The organism is Pauljensenia sp. 20925_1_25, assembly GCF_041433955.1.
Classification (GTDB): domain Bacteria; phylum Actinomycetota; class Actinomycetes; order Actinomycetales; family Actinomycetaceae; genus Pauljensenia.
Genome location: NZ_JAPWCL010000021.1, coordinates 1 through 17,048, shown reverse-complemented (window position 1 = coordinate 17,048; position 17,048 = coordinate 1). Strand labels below are relative to the sequence as shown.

Below are 17,048 nucleotides of genomic sequence, written 5' to 3'. Positions count from 1 at the left end.
GACACCCACACAGACGCACGCCACCCACGAGACACACTCAGTGATGCGTATCATAAAAGTAACGAGGCCGTGGCGGGGCACCGCTCACGGCACACACCCGGGAAGGACGGACATGCACTACCCCACGCGCCACCCCCTCCCCACCCTCGAGGACCGTATCGTCGCCCACCTCTCCTTCTCCCCGGCGACGCGTTCGCAGCTCTGCGAAGCCCTGGACACCTCCCGCACGAACCTCGGCCGCGCCCTGACCACCCTCCTCGACGAAGGATCGGTCGTGCCCGTCCGCTCCAACGCGCCCGGGCGCGGTCGCCCCACCCAGCTCCTGACCCTCAACGCATCCGCCGCGCACGCGGTCGGCCTCCTGGTCACACGCACTTCCTGCGCCGCCGTCATGCTCAGCCGCTCCGGCACCGTCCTGGCCTCCGCCCACATCGTCTCCCCCGCATCCCCGACGCTCCTGGGGTGCCTCGAACAGACCTGCGAGGCACTGTCTGCGAGCGCCACCTCCCAGGGGATCGACGTGTCGCGGGTGCGTGCAGTGGGCGTTGGGGCTCCGATTCCAATGGGCCGTCATGCGCGAGTAGCGTCGGATGCCTATCCGAGCGTAGAGGACGTCGCGTCAGTGACGGGACGGTGGTGGCAGGCTGTCCCGGTGGTGGACAACACGGTGCGGATGGCTGCTTTCGCGGAGGGGCTTTGGGGCGCGGGGTCGGGCATGTCGTCCTTCATTTACCTGCGCCTGTCGGGCGGCGTGGGAGGCTGCGTCGTCTCCGATTTTCGTCTGGTGGGCGGGGCGACGGGATTGGCCGGGGAGCTGGGACACATCACGGTGGCGGGAAACGATGCACTGTGCGGGTGCGGGAAGCGCGGCTGCGTGGAGACGCTCGCGTCGGTGCCTGCCCTATGCGAGCGAGCGGGGGCACGCGATCTGAGGGAACTGCGCGCGGCTGTGCGCGCCGACGATGAGCGTGCGCTGGCGGCCTTGGAGGGAGCCGCACGGGCGATCGGCTACGTGCTCGGGTCGGCGGCGTTGCTCATCAATCCGAAAGCAATCATTGTGGCGGGCGAGATCGTGGACGCTTTCCCCCAGATTAAGGAGGATATCGCCGCCCACATGCGTGCGGAACTCCTTCCCGTCATGGAGTGGGACATCGACGTGGTCGCGGCCTCGCTCGGACCGCTCGGGGCCGCCCAGGGCTGCGCCTACATCGCGGCCCACCCGTCGGGCGACGAGGACGCCGACCGCGAGCGCGCGCCTCACCGGGGAGGGGCCACGGCCTCGCCTGGGGTGGGGGTGTGCGCTGGGGGTGAGCGTTCGTGAGTGCCCAGATCCCCTTTTCTGTGGTGACGAAGCCGACGGGTGCGGCATGTAACCTGGACTGCCAGTATTGCTTTTTCCTGTCTAAGGAGTTGCTCTACGATGCGGCGGCGCAGACCATGTCGGAGGAGACGCTGGAGCGCTACGTGCAGTCGTTCCTTGAGTCGAGCCCCGACGGCGAAGTAACGATGCTGTGGCAGGGCGGGGAGCCGACCCTGCGCGGCCTCGGCTTTTTCGAGCGCCTCGTGGAGCTGTGTGAGCGCTACCGTCGCCCCACCCAGCGTGTGCGTCATGCCCTGCAGACGAACGGGACGCTGGTGAGCGATGAGTGGGCGCGTTTTTTCGCGGACCACGAGTTTCTCGTGGGAGTCTCCATCGACGGACCCGCTCACATGCACGATGCTTACCGGCTGAACCGTGGTGGGCGCGGTACCCACGCGATGGTTGTGCGCGGCTGGGAGGCTCTGGCTCGCGCGGGCGTGGAAACGAACATCCTGTGCACGGTCAACGCCGCGAACGAGGAGCACGGGGCGCAGGTGTATCGCTACTTCCGTGACGAGCTTGGGGCTCGCTACCTGCAGTTCATTCCCATTGTTGAGCGTGTGCGCGCCGCCTACCTGGCTCAGGCCGAGCGCGGCTGGCGCTCCGGGGCTTCGGCGCTCCTGTACCGACAGGACGGGGACTGCGTGACGAGCCGCTCCACGTCCCCCGCCTCCTACGGGCGTTTCCTGTGCGAGGTGTTCGACCAGTGGCTGGCCTCCGACGTGGGTGAGGTCTTCATTCAGGACGTGGATTCGACGCTGTCGGCTATGTTCGGGTCGGCGTCGGTGTGTGTGCACGCGCCGGTGTGCGGGGCGAATATGGCGATGGAGTTTAACGGCGACGTGTACGCCTGCGATCACTGGGTGGAGCCGGACTGGTTGGTCGGCTCGATCACTTCCTCGTCGCTGTCGGAGCTGGCCGCCTCCGATAAGATGCGTGACTTTGCGCGCCTCAAGCCCGACCTGGACGAGGAGTGCCGCGCGTGCGCGTACCTGCGCCTGTGTTGGGGCGGGTGTCCGAAAGACCGTTTCGTCCGCCGGGGCGAGCGCGCACACAACTACCTGTGCGAGGGCTACCGCGCCTTCTACGAGCACGCTACCCCCGCCTTGCGCGCCATCGGCATGCTCATCGCGGCGGGCAGGCAGGCCTGCGACATCATGGACCCCGCGCTCGCGGCCTCCCTGGGGGTCCGTCCTCCCACGCCTGCACCCGGGCAGGGGCTCCGATGATCCTTCACGCCCTCCTCATCGGCGCGCTCGTCGGCGTCGTCGTCGGCTCGCTCGGCGCAGGAGGTGGCATTGTCTCCGTCCCCATTCTCGTCTACATCCTCGGCCAAAACCCGCACCAGGCCACGGGCTTGTCCCTCATCATCGTGGGGCTGACAGCCGCCGTCTCCCTGGCCACGCGCGCTCGCAGCGGGAGCGTCGCGTGGCGTGAGGGAACGATCTTCGCGCTCGCTGGCCTGGCGGGCACGTGGGCGGGAGCGGCACTGGCCCCGCTCGTGTCAGCCCGGACCCTCATGCTGTCCTTCTGCGCTCTTCTGGTAGCGGTCGCGATCTTCATGGTTCGCTCCCAGCTGCACCCATCCGCCTCGCCTTCGTCGCACGAGGCCGGGGCACAGCTGCGTGGTCAACGCTCGTGGACGCTCGCGACCGTGGGGCAGGTCGTCGCGCTCGCGACGCTGACGGGTTTCCTCACGGGATTTTTCGGCGTCGGCGGAGGCTTCGCGATCGTGCCTGCCCTACACCTCGCGCTGCGATACCCGATGAGGCGCGCCTCGGCCACATCCCTGCTGGTCATGGTCATCACGGCTGTTTTCGGCTTGGCTTCGCGCACACTCTCCGGAACTCTGACGATCACCGCCGAGGCCGGGGCAATGGTCGCGCTGTTCGACGGTGCCTCGATGGTGGGCGGGTTCGTGGGAGCGCGCCTGACTGCGCGCGTGTCGAATCGCGTCCTCGGCTTAGTCTTTGCTGCCCTCCTCATCATCGTGGCCGCATCAACGCTGGCGGCCACGCTCGCGTAACGGGCGCGTGAGACTAGGACCGTCTCGCGCGCCCGCTTCACTCAACTGGCACTCGTATCGCTGTTCTCGCCGGTCGTATCCTGACTACTGCCGCGGAAGCTACCGGGGCCTCGTCCGCCCTCCGGCGGAGGACCGGGCCGTCTGCTACCGGTATCCCCCTGCTGCGAACCGGTCCCCTGCTGGTCATTGCCACGATCCTGCTGATCGTTACCGGAACCTCGCTGGTCATCAGCGGGGCCTTGCTGATCGTTGTCAGGGCCCTGACCGTGACCCGGACCGAAGTTATCGCCCTCAGTCCCGCCACCTTGGTCGTTGACACCGTCCTCGTATCCCTGTTCGTAATAGTCCTGTCCATCCCCCATCACGGTGGCGTGAGTGATCATACCCGCACCAAAGCCGACGGAGAGGATGGCGGCGGCCGCTCCGGCGATAGCCGCGCGCTTGCCCCACGAGGTCTTCTTCGACGCAGGCTCACTCACCTGCGCAGCGGGTGCTACGGCCTCGTCCCTCTCCTGTTCGTCGGCAGAAGACTGCGCAACAGACTCCAGAGGCATACCAGCAAACGCATTGGCGCTCTCCTGATGAGTGATGGGAGGCATCTGCACCGTTTCGACCTGAGGCACGTGGGTGGGGAGAACCTCGGTCTGCTCTGCTGCTTGCTCACCCGACCGGGACAGAACCGAGGTGCGCTCCGTGTCACCCACCAGGTTCTTGCTGACGTCCGACATGAAGGACGCTCCTTTCTGTTCATCCATGCATCATTGCCTCGCAGCCTACAGACCACTCATGAGGGGACGTTGTGGCGAAACTGTGAACAACCTATGAACGTTTAGGCCCTATCGATCACTGAATGACGTGTGCTTTGCATGGCCGTGGTCTCCACGAACGGCACGCTCGCCACGGACCACCCCACCCCGGCCTCGTCCCACTTCGGTGCTCGGCCTCGCCGCCTACGCCTCGAGGGCGTTCCTGGCCACGAGAGTATTCGTCGCCTGAGCCACCGGGCGCACGATCATCGAATCAATATTGACGTGGGACGGGCGCTCCAGGGTCCACACAATCGCCTCGGCGATGTCCTCGGCGACGAGCGGGGCAGCAACCCTCTCATAGACGCGGTCGGCCGCCTCCCGGGAGCCCAGGCGGTTGAGAGAAAACTCCTCGGTGCGCACCATGCCGGGCGCGATCTCGATGATGCGCACGCTCTCGCCCACCAGCTCCTGGCGCAGGGTATTGGCAATAATGCGCTCAGCGTGCTTGGCGGCCACGTAGCCACCGCCACCCGGATACGTGTCGTGGGCAGCAGTCGAGGTCACGAACACGAGGTCTCCCCCGCGCTCGCGCATACCCGGCAGGAAAGCGCGCGAGCAGTGCAGAGCAGTCAGCACGTTACGGTCGAACATCGCACTCCACCTGGCAGGGTCACTGTCGGCGACGCTGTCCACGCCGATAGCTCCACCGGCGTTGTTGACCAGCGCATCCACGGGGCCACCCTCCAGGACGCGGGCGGCCATCTCCTCCACCTGCGCCTCATCGCTCAGGTCAGCCGCCCAGTACTCGCAACCGATCTCGGCGGCGAGAGCCTCCAGGCGCTCGCGGCGACGGGCCACCGCAACGACCCTCCACCCCCGCTTCGCCAACAGGCGGGCGGTAGCCTGCCCAATTCCGGTAGAGGCTCCAGTGACGACGACGCGGCGAGAGATGCTCATGAGCACACAGTAATATCCCCGGGCACGCATCGTCGTGCGCGCCCGGGGATATTCGCTTGCGTCTCAGCCGTTGGGCAGACCGTAAGCCTTGTGAATCAGCCAGATCGGATGAACGACATTCGCACCCGTGGCCGTGCGCAGCTGCCAACGGCACGTCTCCGTGTCGCATGCCGCCAGCTCGGCGTTGACCTGCTTGATGAAGTCGAAGACGGGAGCGCCCACGGCCTGGGCGATCGCGTACTTCTCCTTCTTCATGCCGTACGTGCCCGCGATGCCACAGCAAGGCTGCTCGGAATCCTTGACGGTCACGCCGGGAATCAAACTCATGAGCTCGATGGCCGGCTTGCCCAGGCCCTGAGACTTGACCTGGCAGGGCGCATGGTACGGGATAGTGACGTCGATGCGCTGGAAGTTGGTATCCAGCTCACCCTTGTCGTACAGGTGCAGCAAGAACTCGCTGATGTCCCACATGCGGCTACCCACATCCGTCAGCTCAGGCGTGTCCATCTCCAGGATCTCGTGCGCCTCGTGGCGCAGCATGCCCGCACACGAACCGGACGCGGAGATGATCGGCGCATCGCGGTTGACGCTGCGCAGGTCGTTGGTCAGCTTCGAGACGTACTTGCGCGCATCCTTATAGAGGCCGTTGGACTGTAGCGCCAGACCGCAGCAGCCGTGCTTGGGGACCAAGACCTCGTACCCCAGGTGCTCAAGCACCATGACCGAGTGGATGGAGGTCTCGACCTCGAAGTACTGGCCGGCGCATCCGTGGAAGAAGATCACCTGGCCGCGCGTGCCCGAGCCGGGCAGCGGCGTGTGCTTCTTGAACCAGGACTCGAAGGTGCGCCCGTAGGCGCGCGGCATGGGAGCCGAGCGATGCACACCAATAACGGCCTCCATCGCCACACGGATCGGCTTGACATCCAGCGCCCAGTTCGCAATCGGAGCGACCGGGGTCATCATGGTGCCGATCAGTGAGGTGCGGCCGATGAGGCGGTCACGCAACGGAATGCCGTGCGCTTCCTTCATCGCGGTACGACGGTGGTGAATGATTTCGGTGACCTTCACGCCCTGGGGACACACGAGCGAGCAGGTGCCGCACGAGGAGCAGTAGTCGATGGACTTATCCACCATCTGCCCGTCCTTGCGGAAGCGCTCGGCCTGCGGGCCGGAGTACTTCGGGCCACCGAACAGGTCAGTGACGCGCATGACGGGGCACTGCGTCTCGCAGATCGTGCACTTGACGCAGGCGTCCAGGCTGGCGCGCAGCGCCGCGTCACCCTCCAGGGAGAGCACGTCGGTTTCTTCCACGCCCGGTCCCATCAGCGTTGACATTTCCAGGGTCATTTCAGCTCCTCCACGATTGCGTCGACGGCGGCCAGGGCACTGGCCAGCGCGATACCTTCGCCGCTCTTTTCACGCCAGCGGGTGGCACCGGCCAGGTTGCCGCCCGCAGCAAACAGGTTGGTGTACACGGGCGTGCCGTTATCATCGACGACGCGCATGGAGTCGTCGACGGCCAGGCCTGCCAGGAACAGGGGCTGCTCGTCGCCCCAGAAATCGGCGTGCAGCAGCTGGCCGGTGGGGCCCATGACGGGCAGGCCGCACACGGTATCGGCCACGGCACCGTAGGAGTCCAGCTCGAGGGCACCGGACTCGAAGCCGCCCGCCGCCAGGATCACAGCGCGTGTCTCGACGCGTGTGGCGCGTCCAGCGCTGGCGTAGTCGACGGCCTGGATGCGCCCATCCGCGGCGTGAATCGCTGTGAGGGGCGAGCCGAGGATGACACGCGCCTTGGCGGAAGCCATGCGTGTCAGCTGTGCGTTCAGCCGCATGCCGGGAATCGACGGGGGCTGGATCGGGATTTCGAAGACCGGGTGACCGAGCTTGTCGGCCAGGTCGCGCCACGCGTTCGGATCGTCGAGGCCGAGCACGGCGGGCAGGCCAACGATTTCGCCGTCCTGAAGGAGAGGACGGATCTGGGCGGCCAGGCGCGCGCGGTTCTCCTCGTGGTCAAGGCTGCGAGCGTGCACTGTGCCCACGGAGTCGACCTCACCGTCACGCACGACGTAGTCGACGCTCAGGGCACGCGCAGTGATCGCCTTGCCGTCGGGGCCGGTCTGACGCGACAGGTTCTCGGCGACGAGGCTGGGGTAGAAGTCCTTGAGTCGCTTCAGTCCCACGATGGCGTAGCGGGCACCCGCCTGAGGGATACCGGCCTCCATGGAGGGCGGGATCAGGCAGGTGGGGCGCAGCGCGCCGACGCCGGTGGGGATGCGCACGTTGCGCGTCTCGTCGCCGATGAGGGCGTCTGGGCCAACCGTGTCGCGCAGCCACGCGACGGACGCACCGACGTGAGCCGGGGTGATATGCGCGTAGGGGTGCGTGGGACGAGAGGCGACGTGGGCTTCCAGCGCCTCGAGAGGCTTGTCAATCAGGTCGGGGCCGTAGCCGAGGATATCGACCGTGCCCGTGCCGAGCTGAATACCGCCCACACCCTTGGTGATGAGGGTGACACTCAGACCCGCATCGGCGGCCTTGATCGCGGCGGACAGACCGGCCAGGCCGGCACCGATAACAACGACGTCTCTCATCGAACGACCTCTTCCTTGGCTGCGGGCAGGTGCTCGACGTCGAGCGTGCCCTCGTGGATCCATGCATCGAGAACAGCCTGCCTGGCCTGCTTGCCGTACAGGATGGGCCACAGGCCGATCCAGCGGTTCTTCAAGAACAGGCGAAGCAGCCCGTTGGCGCGTTCCGAGTCGATATCACCGCGCTCGTGCGCGATGCCCGCGGCGCGCTGGGAGCAGAAGCCGCCCTGGCACGGCCCCATACCCAGGCGCATCTGGCGACGCACGTCGTCCAGCTGGCCCTTAGGCAGCGTATCCATGACGTTTTCGAGCATGGCACGGGTGGCCATCTCGCACTCACAGATGATCTGCTCGTGCGTGGGTCCCTCGTTACGGGACTCGACGTTCTCGAGGCGGTGGCCGATCGTGTAGAGGCGCGCTTCCTTGGCGGGGGGCACAGCCTCGTCGGCGGTCTTACACGGACGGGTCTCCCCCATCTCGGTGCACATGATGTCGACGATTCGCTCGGCCATGAGGCGGTAGGTGGTGAGCTTGCCGCCCGCGATGGTGAGCATGCCGTAGACGCCGTCTCGCGAGTTGTGGTCGATGATGCTCATGCCGCGCGCCATGTGGCGGGTGTCGGTCTCCGACACACGAGAGTCCTTGATGAGGGGACGAGCACCCGCCCACGCGTGCACCGCGCGAGCCTTGCGGAAGCCGGGAATCATGGCTTCGCCGGAGTCGAGCATCTGCTGGACCTGGTCAGCGGGGATCGGCAGGTTGTCGGCGTCGTCGGACTTGAGGTCCGTCGTGCCGATGATGCACACCGTGTGGTCGGGCACCAGGATGTCACCGTCGGCGGGCCACACGCAGCGGTTGATGACCGAGTGCGTAAGGCGGTGGTTCATGGCGATCATGATGCCGGCACCGGCGACAACGTCGACGCCGTGGCAGTCGGCCAGGCCAGCAATCTTTCCAGCCCATGGGCCGCCACAGTTCAGGACGAATCCGCATTCGATGCGCACGTCTTCGCCGCCGCGCTCGTCGCGAACGATGACGGCACAAATGCGGTCACCGTCGCGCTCAATATTGGTCACGCGGTGGTAGGTCAGGATCTGGGCACCGTAGGCCTGTGCGGAGCGGATGGCTCCCCAGGTCATCTGCCAGCCGTCGACCGTTCCGTCTTCGACTGCGAACGCACGCTTGATGCGCGGGTCCAGACGGGGTTCGCGGCGTAGGGCCTCAGCGATGGAGATTTCCTCTGCCGGCACCTTTGCAGCGGCAGCACGGGCCAGGAACTGGTCCGCGTAATCTTCATCGTCGTGAGCGGTCACCACGAAGAGGCCGCCGGTGGCCTCGATGGCGTTGGAGTTGATGCGCTTGACGATCTCGTTTTCTTCGGCGCATTCGGTGGCCGACTCGGGGTCGGAGGCGATGTAGCGCGCACCGGAGTGGAGTAGACCGTGGAAGCGACCGGACGTACCTTGAGCGATATCGGCCCGGTCGACGAGGACGACAGAAAAGCCGCGCATTGCGACGTCGCGGACGACGCCGGCACCGGTGGATCCGCCACCGATGACGCACACGTCAGTGCGAAGTGTCTTCACCGTGTTTTTCCCTTCACGTCTTCATGAGGATGTGCCTCATTGCGCTCACAATTCTGCCCCAAACGCCCCCATTTGAACGAATTCGCAGACCCCTATGCACATATGTGCATCCGCGGCGTGCGCCAAAGTTTCATTCGCACGTCTTTGCCTTGAATACCCCGCAAAACCGGGAATAACAACCAATACGTGTCACGTAATTCCGTTTGCGCCTCGCCGACATCGCTACGATCCACGCCACAGGCACCAGACCCCCTAGAGTGAGAGCATGACAAACACACTGCTCGCACGCGTCCTCGAATCTTCGAACATGGACCCCTCCGTGCGCCCCCAAGACGATTTTTACCGCCACGTGAACGGCACCTGGCTGGCGACCCACAAAATTCCGGCCGACCGCCCGATGGACGGCGCCTTCCACGCACTGCGCGACGCATCCGAAAAATATGCCCGCGCAATTGCGCAGGACGCGGCCGCCGGCAGACTCGACGATCCGGACGCGGACCGCATCGCAACCCTGTGGACGCAGTTCCTCGACGAGGACACTATCGAGGCCGCTGGTGCCGCTCCCCTGCGCGCCGAACTCGACGCGATCAACGCCTGCGCGACGCGAGAGGAGTTAGCCGAGGCCATGGGCGCGCTTATGCGCGCCGGCATCGGTGGTCTGGTGGGTGCCTACGTGGGTACTGACCCTCATGATTCCTCCTCCTACATGGTTTCCCTCGTCCAGTCCGGCATTGGCCTGCCCGATGAGGCCTACTACCGTGAGGAGGACTACGAGTCAATTCGCCAGGCCTACGTCGCCCACACCGGACGCCTCCTGGCCCTCGCGGGCGTGGCCGACCCCGAAGGTGCCGCACACCGCATCATGGCCCTGGAGACAGCCCTGGCTTCACATCACCGTGACTCTGTGTCCAACCGCGACCCGCTCCTGTCAGATAACCCGACGCCGTGGACCCGCTTGGCGTCGCTCGCCCCCGGCTTCGACTGGGACGCCTGGGCGCGCGGAGCCCGCATGCCGGTCTGCGGCCTCGTCGTCAACGTGGACCAGCCCGACTTCCTGCGCGGCGCGGCCTCCCTGTGGGAAAGCACCGACCTGGCCACCCTCAAAGAGTGGCTGAGCGCATCGACCATCGACGTGCGCGCCTCCCTGCTCTCGGCCGATTTCGTGGAGGAGAACTTCGACTTCCACGGCCGCACTCTCTCGGGCACGCAGGAGCTGCGTCCCCGATGGAAGCGCGCGCTGTCCCTCATCGAGTCCTACCTGGGCGACGCCATGGGCCGCGCGTGGGTCGCCCGCCATTTCCCGCCCGACGCAAAGGAAGCGATGGATGCGCTCGTCCAGCGCCTCCTCGACGCCTACGGCGAGTCGATCCGAGGCCTCGACTGGATGAGCGAGGACACTAAGGTCAAGGCGCTGGCCAAGCTGGCGACCTTCAACCCGAAGATCGGCTACCCCGTGAAGTGGCGCGACTACTCGACACTGCACCTGGACTCCTCCGCCACGCTCGTGGACAACGTGCGGGCCGCCAACGCGCACGCCACCGACCGCGAGTGGGCCAAGCTGGGCGGCCCCGTCGACCGCGACGAGTGGTACATGACTCCCCAGACGGTCAACGCCTACTACAACCCCACCCAGAACGAGATCGTGTTCCCCGCCGCGATCCTCCAGCCCCCGTTCTTTGACGCGCAGGCGGACGACGCGGTGAACTTCGGCGCGATCGGCGCGGTCATCGGCCACGAAATCGGCCACGGCTTCGACGACCAGGGCTCCCGATACGACGGCGACGGCAACCTGTCGAATTGGTGGACCGAGGAGGACCGGGCCGCTTTCGAGGAACGCACCCACGCCCTCATCGGACAGTACGACGTCCTCACGCCCTCCGTCCTCCTGCCCACCGAGGGTGACGAGGCCGTGGCCGACGACAGCGAAAACGGCACCGAGCGCTCGCTCCCCCACGTCAACGGCGCCCTGACTATCGGCGAGAACATCGGCGACCTGGGCGGCATGACAATCGCATGGAAGGCGTGGGTGGCCGCGCTGGCCGAGCAGGGACTCACCCCGCGAACGGCCCCGGTCATCGACGAGATCACCGGAGCTCAGCGCTTCTTCCTCTCGTGGGCGCGCGCCTGGCGGACCGCGACCCGCCCCCAGTTCGCCCGACAGATGCTGGCAGTCGACCCCCACTCCCCCGCGGAGTTCCGATGCAACCAGGTGCTGCGCAACCTGGATGCCTTCGCCCAGACGTTTGATGTCAAGCCCGGGGACGGCATGTGGCTCGATCCGGCCGAACGCGTCACCATTTGGTAAAAGCGTGTCCCAGCGGACACATTTCGGCGCGCCCCTCGCATTCACCTGCAACACATGACACCATAGGAATGTTTGGCGCGACAGCGCCCCCATTCCATCGACGGAAAGGCACCCCATGCCAGGCCTGAACCTCACTCGCGAGGAAGCGACCGAGCGCGCCTCGGTCATCTCCTCCGTGACACGCTACGAGATCTCACTGGACCTCACGCGCGGCGACACCGATTTCGGATCGTTCACCCGCATCGAGTTTGACGCGCGCGAAGGCGCGTCCACGTTCGCGGACCTCGTGTCCAACAACGTGCACTCGATTCGGCTCAACGGCGTCGGCCTCGACCCGTTCTCCACCCACCAGGACAACCGCATCGCGCTGAACAACCTGGCGGAGCACAACGTCCTCGAGGTCGACGCGTCCTGCCAGTACATGCACACGGGCGAAGGTCTGCACCGCTTCGTCGATCCCGCGGACGGCCAGGCCTACACCTACTCCCAGTTCGAGGTCCCGGACGCGCGCCGCGTCTACACGACCTTCGAGCAGCCCGACCTGAAGTCGGTCTTTACTCTCACCGTCAAGGTCCCCAAGGGTTGGAAGGTCTTCTCCAACGCCCCCACCCCCACCCCCGAGGAAGACGGCGACGCGTGGACCTACCGTTTCGCGACCACGGAAAAGATGTCGACGTACATCACCGCGATCGTGGCCGGCCCCTACGAGGGCACCACGGCCTCGCTCACCTCCTCCGACGGCCGTACGATCGACCTGGGCGTGTACGCGCGCGCCTCGATCGTCGATCACCTGGACGCCGACGAGATCATCGACATCACCCGTCGCGGCTTCGAGTTCTTCGAGGGTGCCTACGGTATCGCCTACCCCTTCACGAAGTACGACCAGATCTTCGTGCCCGAGTACAACGCGGGTGCCATGGAAAACGCGGGCTGCGTGACCTTCCGCGACGCCTACGTGTTCCGTACCCGTCCCACCGAGGCTCAGATGGAGGCTCGCGCCAACACGATCCTGCACGAGCTGGCGCACATGTGGTTCGGTGACCTGGTCACCATGAAGTGGTGGAACGACCTGTGGCTCAACGAGTCCTTCGCTGAGTTCATGAGCCACCTGGCCTTGGCCGAGGCCACCAAGTACACCGAAGGCTGGACCGGCTTCATGGTCCGCAAAGACTGGGGCCTCAAGCAGGATCAGCTGCCCACGACGCACCCGATCACGGCTGAGATCCGCGACCTGGCCGACGTTGAGGTCAACTTCGACGGCATCACCTACGCCAAGGGTGCCTCCGTGCTGCGTCAACTCGTCTCCTACGTGGGACGCGACGCCTTCTTCGCGGGCCTGCACGAGTACCTGACGAAGCACTCCTACGCCAACGCGACCCTGGACGACCTGCTCACCGAGCTGGCCGCTGCGTCGGGCCGCGACCTGGCCTCGTGGTCGAAGGTGTGGCTGGAGGAAGCCGGCGTGACTCTGCTGCGTCCGGTCGTCACGACCGCCGAGGACGGCACGATTGAGCGCCTCGAAATCACGCAGGAAGCCTTCTCCGAGGGTGCCTCCCTGCGTCCGCATCGCCTGGGCGTCGCGGGCTACTCACTGACCGAGGAGGGGACGCTCGCCCAGGTCTTCCGCGAGGAGCTCGATGTCAACGGCGCGTCCACGGTCGTCGAGGCCGCTGCGGGCATCGCTCGTCCGGACTTTATCCTTGTCAACGACGGTGACCTCGGCTACGCGAAGGTGCGCCTGGACGAACAGTCCCTGGCCTTCGCGGTCGCTAACATCACCAAGTTCACGGATTCCCTCACGCGCGGCGTCGTCATGGCCTCGGCGTGGGACATGACCCGCGACGGCGAGATGCCGGCTCGCGACTACCTGAACCTCGCGCTGACCTCGATCCCGGTTGAGGACAACATGAGCCTGCTCATGCTGACCCTGCGCCACATCGACGAGGCCGTGCGCACCTTCGTCGCACCGCAGGCTCGCCCCGAGGCAGCCGAGGACACGGGCCGTCGCCTGCTGCTCCTGGCTCGCACCGCCGCCTCCGGCTCGGACACGCAGCGCATGCTCGTGGCCGCAGCCGCGCGCAATGCCTCCTCTGAGGAGCAGTTCGAGGCCATCCGTGGCCTGTTCGACGCCACCCAGACCCTCGACGGCCTGGACCTGGACGTCGACCTCAAGTGGGATCTCCTGGTCTCGCTCGTGCGCGGCAGCGTCGCCACCGAGTCCGACATCGACGCTCTCGAGGCCGAGGACGACACGATGACCGGCCATCAGAACGCTGCGGCTTGCCGCGCCGCGCGCGCAGGCGAATGGATCAAGGCCGACGTGTGGGACAAGGTCCTCACCGACACCTCAATCCCCAACGACACCCGCTGGGCGATGATCTCAGGCTTCTGGGCACAGGCACGCACCAACCCCTCGGCCTACGCCCCCTACGTCGCAGAATACTTCGACGCACTGGCGGGCATCTGGGAGCGTTTCACCTTCCACACCGCCGAAGACCTGACCACGCTGCTGTTCCCGACCGCTCTGGCCGGTTACACAACCGAGGTCGACGTGGTCGCGTCGGGCAAGGCGTGGATCGACACTCACGCCGACGCCTCTGCCGGTACGCTGCGCATCATCCGCGAGCTCATCGACGTGTGTGAGCGCCAGATCGCCAACCAGGCGGTCGACGCGGGCTGAGTGCATCACGACAAGCGCCCGGAGGCAATCAAAGTCGTGCCTCCGGGCGCTGTCTGTTCCCGTCTCAGCGCGTAAAGGTACGAGGGAACCCCTGCCTCGTCATGAACTGCCTTCCGTTTCTTGGACATCATCGCATTACCGATCATGATGCGGGAGCGACAATCCCGGCAGTGGCGTCTCGTCTGGGCAGTTACAGAAAGAGGCAGTCAGGCACAGTGAAGTGGTTCATCTCATCAGTGGGGAGGAGGATACGAGCACACACCATGACGTCGATGATGCGACTGAGCGACGCAGGTTCAAGTCAGGATCATGGAACGTTGCGTGACGATCAGATAACTAGGCACGCCGATTCCTTGTGTCGTGTGCAGCGAAACGTAACTGGCTCGTTCTAGGTTCTAGTGGTGTTGGCATGGGGTCGGGGCCTGCCCGATGATTGGGGTTGCGGCACTTCAAACGCTGGGAGGCCCCGACATGGGTAATGGTACCTTTTCTGCTCTGGATATGACGACCTATTGCGGGTTGGTGGAGCTGGGCTTGGTGGCTGTGGGGATGCGTTGTCAGGAGGGCGGGTTCGTCCTGAAGTGCCGTGCGGTTAATCCGGCTCGGTTGTGTCCAGGGTGTGGGCGCCCGGGGGATGCGCTGGGGTCGCGTACCAGGCGTTTAGCGTACGAACCGCGGGGGCATCAGCCCACGATGCTGGTGGTGTATGTAGGGCGTTACCGCTGTCGTGCGTGTTCTCGTTCCTGGTGTGATGACATCAGCCAGGCGGCTCCCCCACGCGCCAAGCTCTCCTTTGGGGCCTTGCGCTGGGGGCTTGTGTGCTTGATCGCTGACAATATGTCCATTAATCGCATTGCCGCTCACCTGGCGGTGGCCTGGCATACCGCTAACGAGGCGATACAGGCCTATGAGGAAGAACTCCTGCTGGCGGATTCGACTCGCTTTGAAGGAGTGCGCGTCATTGGGGTCGATGAGCACGTGTGGCGTCATCGGGGTGGGGACAGGTACGCCACGGTGATCGTGGAGGTGACCCCTGTACGCGACCATACTGGCCCGGCCCGCCTCCTAGACGTGGTGCAAGGCCGCTCCAAATATGTCTTGTCTTCCTGGCTGGCCGCATGCCCCCAAGAATGGAAAGACAACATTGAGATCGTGGCAATGGATGGGTTCAGTGGCTATAAGAGCGCAGCAGCCAGCCAGCTACCAGGGGCGGTGACGGTAATGGATCCCTTCCACGTTGTTCATATCGCCATCGACGCCCTAGAGCAGTGCCGCCAGCGCGTCCAGCAAGAAACCCTGGGGCATCGCGGCCGCAAGGGCGACCCCTTGTACGCGGCCCGCAAAACACTGCTGACCGGCACCGACATCCTCACAGACACATCCCAGGCGCGCCTAGATGCCGTATTCGCCTGCCCCGACCACGCCGACGTGCACGCCACCTGGAGGATCTACCAGGACCTCTTAGCGGCCTACCGTGACCGTGACCCCAGGCGCGGCAAAAACACCCTCCGCCAGCTCATCACGACGCTCACCCGCCCGGGCTTGCCACACACATGCATCGAACTAGCCCGCATGGGCACAACCTTCACACGCAGAGCCGGGGACATCCTGGCCTACTTCGACGACCCCCACACCAGCAACGGCCCCTTCAACACCTACGCGGCATCGCTCAAGGATTCGTCAGCCACCGTAACTACCGTCTACACTGCCTCCTCCACTCCGGCGGATTCCAACACCTTCCACACCCTTAAATGCGAAGAACAACTTAACTCTCCGCAACAATGACATGACAGTCTTTAAGGCCTAGCGAGACTCCTGTTTTACCCCACCGTATATCTAACAATACCGACCTGTTGGTTGATCATATAGAGAGTCACACGATATTTGATTACATACCTCACATTCTACGAATTACCCGATGGTCACTCTTCGAGAATATAAGGCAAATTGCTAACCTTTAGTCAACAACTGCCAAGCTATCGACCGGTTAATCAATTTACGTGCATCTGCATTAACTGAATGGAAAACTGGACCAACGATACCCCTTATCGTTTGATTTGCAACAAACTGTCGTACATACTCAACAAGTGACCGTCGTAGGTTCACCCCGATGACACTAATGATGTGTGGATATGTCACGGCACGTGACACATTCGTCTTCACTACTTTCCCCGAGAGGAAACAATATGCGTGCCTCCAATCTTCGCCGCGCCGCCATTGCAACGCTGAGCGCTGCCGCTGTCTCCGCCGGCGTCATCCTGCCGACGTATGCTGATGACACTCCGGTCGCCGGAGCAACCAGCCCAGTCGCGTCCGAGCCGACCACCCCCGGCACCGAGCCCACGACCCCCGGCACCGAGCCGACCACCCCCGGCACCGAGCCGACCACCCCCGGCACCGAGCCGACCACCCCCGGCACCGAGCCGACCACCGAACAGCCCAAGAAGGGCGAGTGGAAGTACGACGTTAACGGCTGGTGGTACCAGAACGAGGATGGTAAGAGCTACCCGAAGGGTGCCGTCCAGATGATCGACGGCAAGACCTACCGTTTTGACGAGAATGGTTACATGGTCACCGGTTGGTACAACAATGACGGCAAGTGGGAGTACTACCAGCCGTCCGGCGCTCAGGGTACCGGTTGGCAGGCTGTCGGTGGCAAGCTCTACTTCCTCGGTGAAGACGGCACTCTGGCCACCGGCTGGACCAAGCAGGGTGACGACTGGTACCTCCTGAACGAGTCCGGCGCCATGGTCACCGGCTGGACCAAGCAGGGCAACGACTGGTACTACCTGGA

General features: G+C 65.0%; 10 protein-coding genes and 2 pseudogenes. 7 read left to right on the top strand and 5 right to left on the bottom strand.

The window, feature by feature from the left end; translation table 11 throughout:
* The first annotated feature begins 112 nt into the window (after window positions 1-112).
* From O3932_RS08850 to O3932_RS08840, 3 genes are read left to right on the top strand one after another with little or no spacing between them, the layout of a single operon-like run.
* A complete protein-coding gene (locus tag O3932_RS08850) occupies window positions 113-1,321 on the top strand; it encodes an ROK family protein (protein ID WP_371537811.1) in 1,209 nt (402 codons plus the stop codon).
* Window positions 1,318-2,589, top strand: a complete 1,272-nt coding sequence (locus O3932_RS08845) for an anaerobic sulfatase maturase (protein ID WP_371537808.1) — start codon at window positions 1,318-1,320, stop codon at window positions 2,587-2,589. Before O3932_RS08850 ends, O3932_RS08845 begins: the two co-directional genes overlap by 4 nt.
* Window positions 2,586-3,386, top strand: coding sequence for a sulfite exporter TauE/SafE family protein (locus O3932_RS08840; RefSeq protein ID WP_371537806.1), 801 nt, complete (start codon window positions 2,586-2,588; stop codon window positions 3,384-3,386). Before O3932_RS08845 ends, O3932_RS08840 begins: the two co-directional genes overlap by 4 nt.
* A gap of 41 nt (window positions 3,387-3,427) precedes the next feature.
* On the opposite strand, the gene O3932_RS08835 is transcribed toward O3932_RS08840, so the two are convergent.
* From O3932_RS08835 to glpA, 5 genes are all read right to left on the bottom strand, one after another.
* Entirely contained in the window at window positions 3,428-4,141 is a 714-nt protein-coding gene (locus O3932_RS08835; RefSeq protein ID WP_371537804.1) for a hypothetical protein, read from the bottom strand.
* Window positions 4,142-4,336: 195 nt separating this feature from the next.
* Window positions 4,337-5,092, bottom strand: a complete 756-nt coding sequence (locus tag O3932_RS08830; RefSeq protein WP_371537801.1) for an SDR family oxidoreductase — start codon at window positions 5,090-5,092, stop codon at window positions 4,337-4,339.
* 63 nt (window positions 5,093-5,155) lie between these two features.
* Entirely contained in the window at window positions 5,156-6,439 is a 1,284-nt protein-coding gene (locus O3932_RS08825; protein WP_009647466.1) for an anaerobic glycerol-3-phosphate dehydrogenase subunit C, read from the bottom strand.
* Complete coding sequence (glpB, locus tag O3932_RS08820; RefSeq protein WP_371537799.1) at window positions 6,436-7,686, bottom strand: glycerol-3-phosphate dehydrogenase subunit GlpB; 1,251 nt, start codon at window positions 7,684-7,686, stop codon at window positions 6,436-6,438. The genes O3932_RS08825 and glpB overlap by 4 nt, the downstream gene beginning before the upstream one ends.
* Window positions 7,683-9,269, bottom strand: a complete 1,587-nt coding sequence (gene glpA / locus O3932_RS08815; protein ID WP_371537796.1) for an anaerobic glycerol-3-phosphate dehydrogenase subunit GlpA — start codon at window positions 9,267-9,269, stop codon at window positions 7,683-7,685. Before glpA ends, glpB begins: the two co-directional genes overlap by 4 nt.
* Window positions 9,270-9,534: 265 nt before the next feature.
* On the opposite strand from glpA, the gene O3932_RS08810 reads away from it, so the two are divergent.
* From O3932_RS08810 to O3932_RS08795, 4 genes and pseudogenes are all read left to right on the top strand, one after another.
* Complete coding sequence (locus tag O3932_RS08810; protein WP_371537794.1) at window positions 9,535-11,574, top strand: M13 family metallopeptidase; 2,040 nt, start codon at window positions 9,535-9,537, stop codon at window positions 11,572-11,574.
* 115 nt (window positions 11,575-11,689) lie between these two features.
* Window positions 11,690-14,254 carry an aminopeptidase N gene (gene pepN, locus O3932_RS08805; protein WP_371537792.1) on the top strand — a complete coding sequence of 855 codons (2,565 nt, stop codon included), beginning with the start codon at window positions 11,690-11,692 and terminating at the stop codon, window positions 14,252-14,254.
* A gap of 471 nt (window positions 14,255-14,725) precedes the next feature.
* Window positions 14,726-16,005 (top strand): annotated as a pseudogene (locus tag O3932_RS08800) (ISL3 family transposase).
* A 435-nt stretch (window positions 16,006-16,440) separates the two neighbouring features.
* Window positions 16,441-17,048 (top strand): annotated as a pseudogene (locus O3932_RS08795) (N-acetylmuramoyl-L-alanine amidase family protein); the annotation flags it as partial.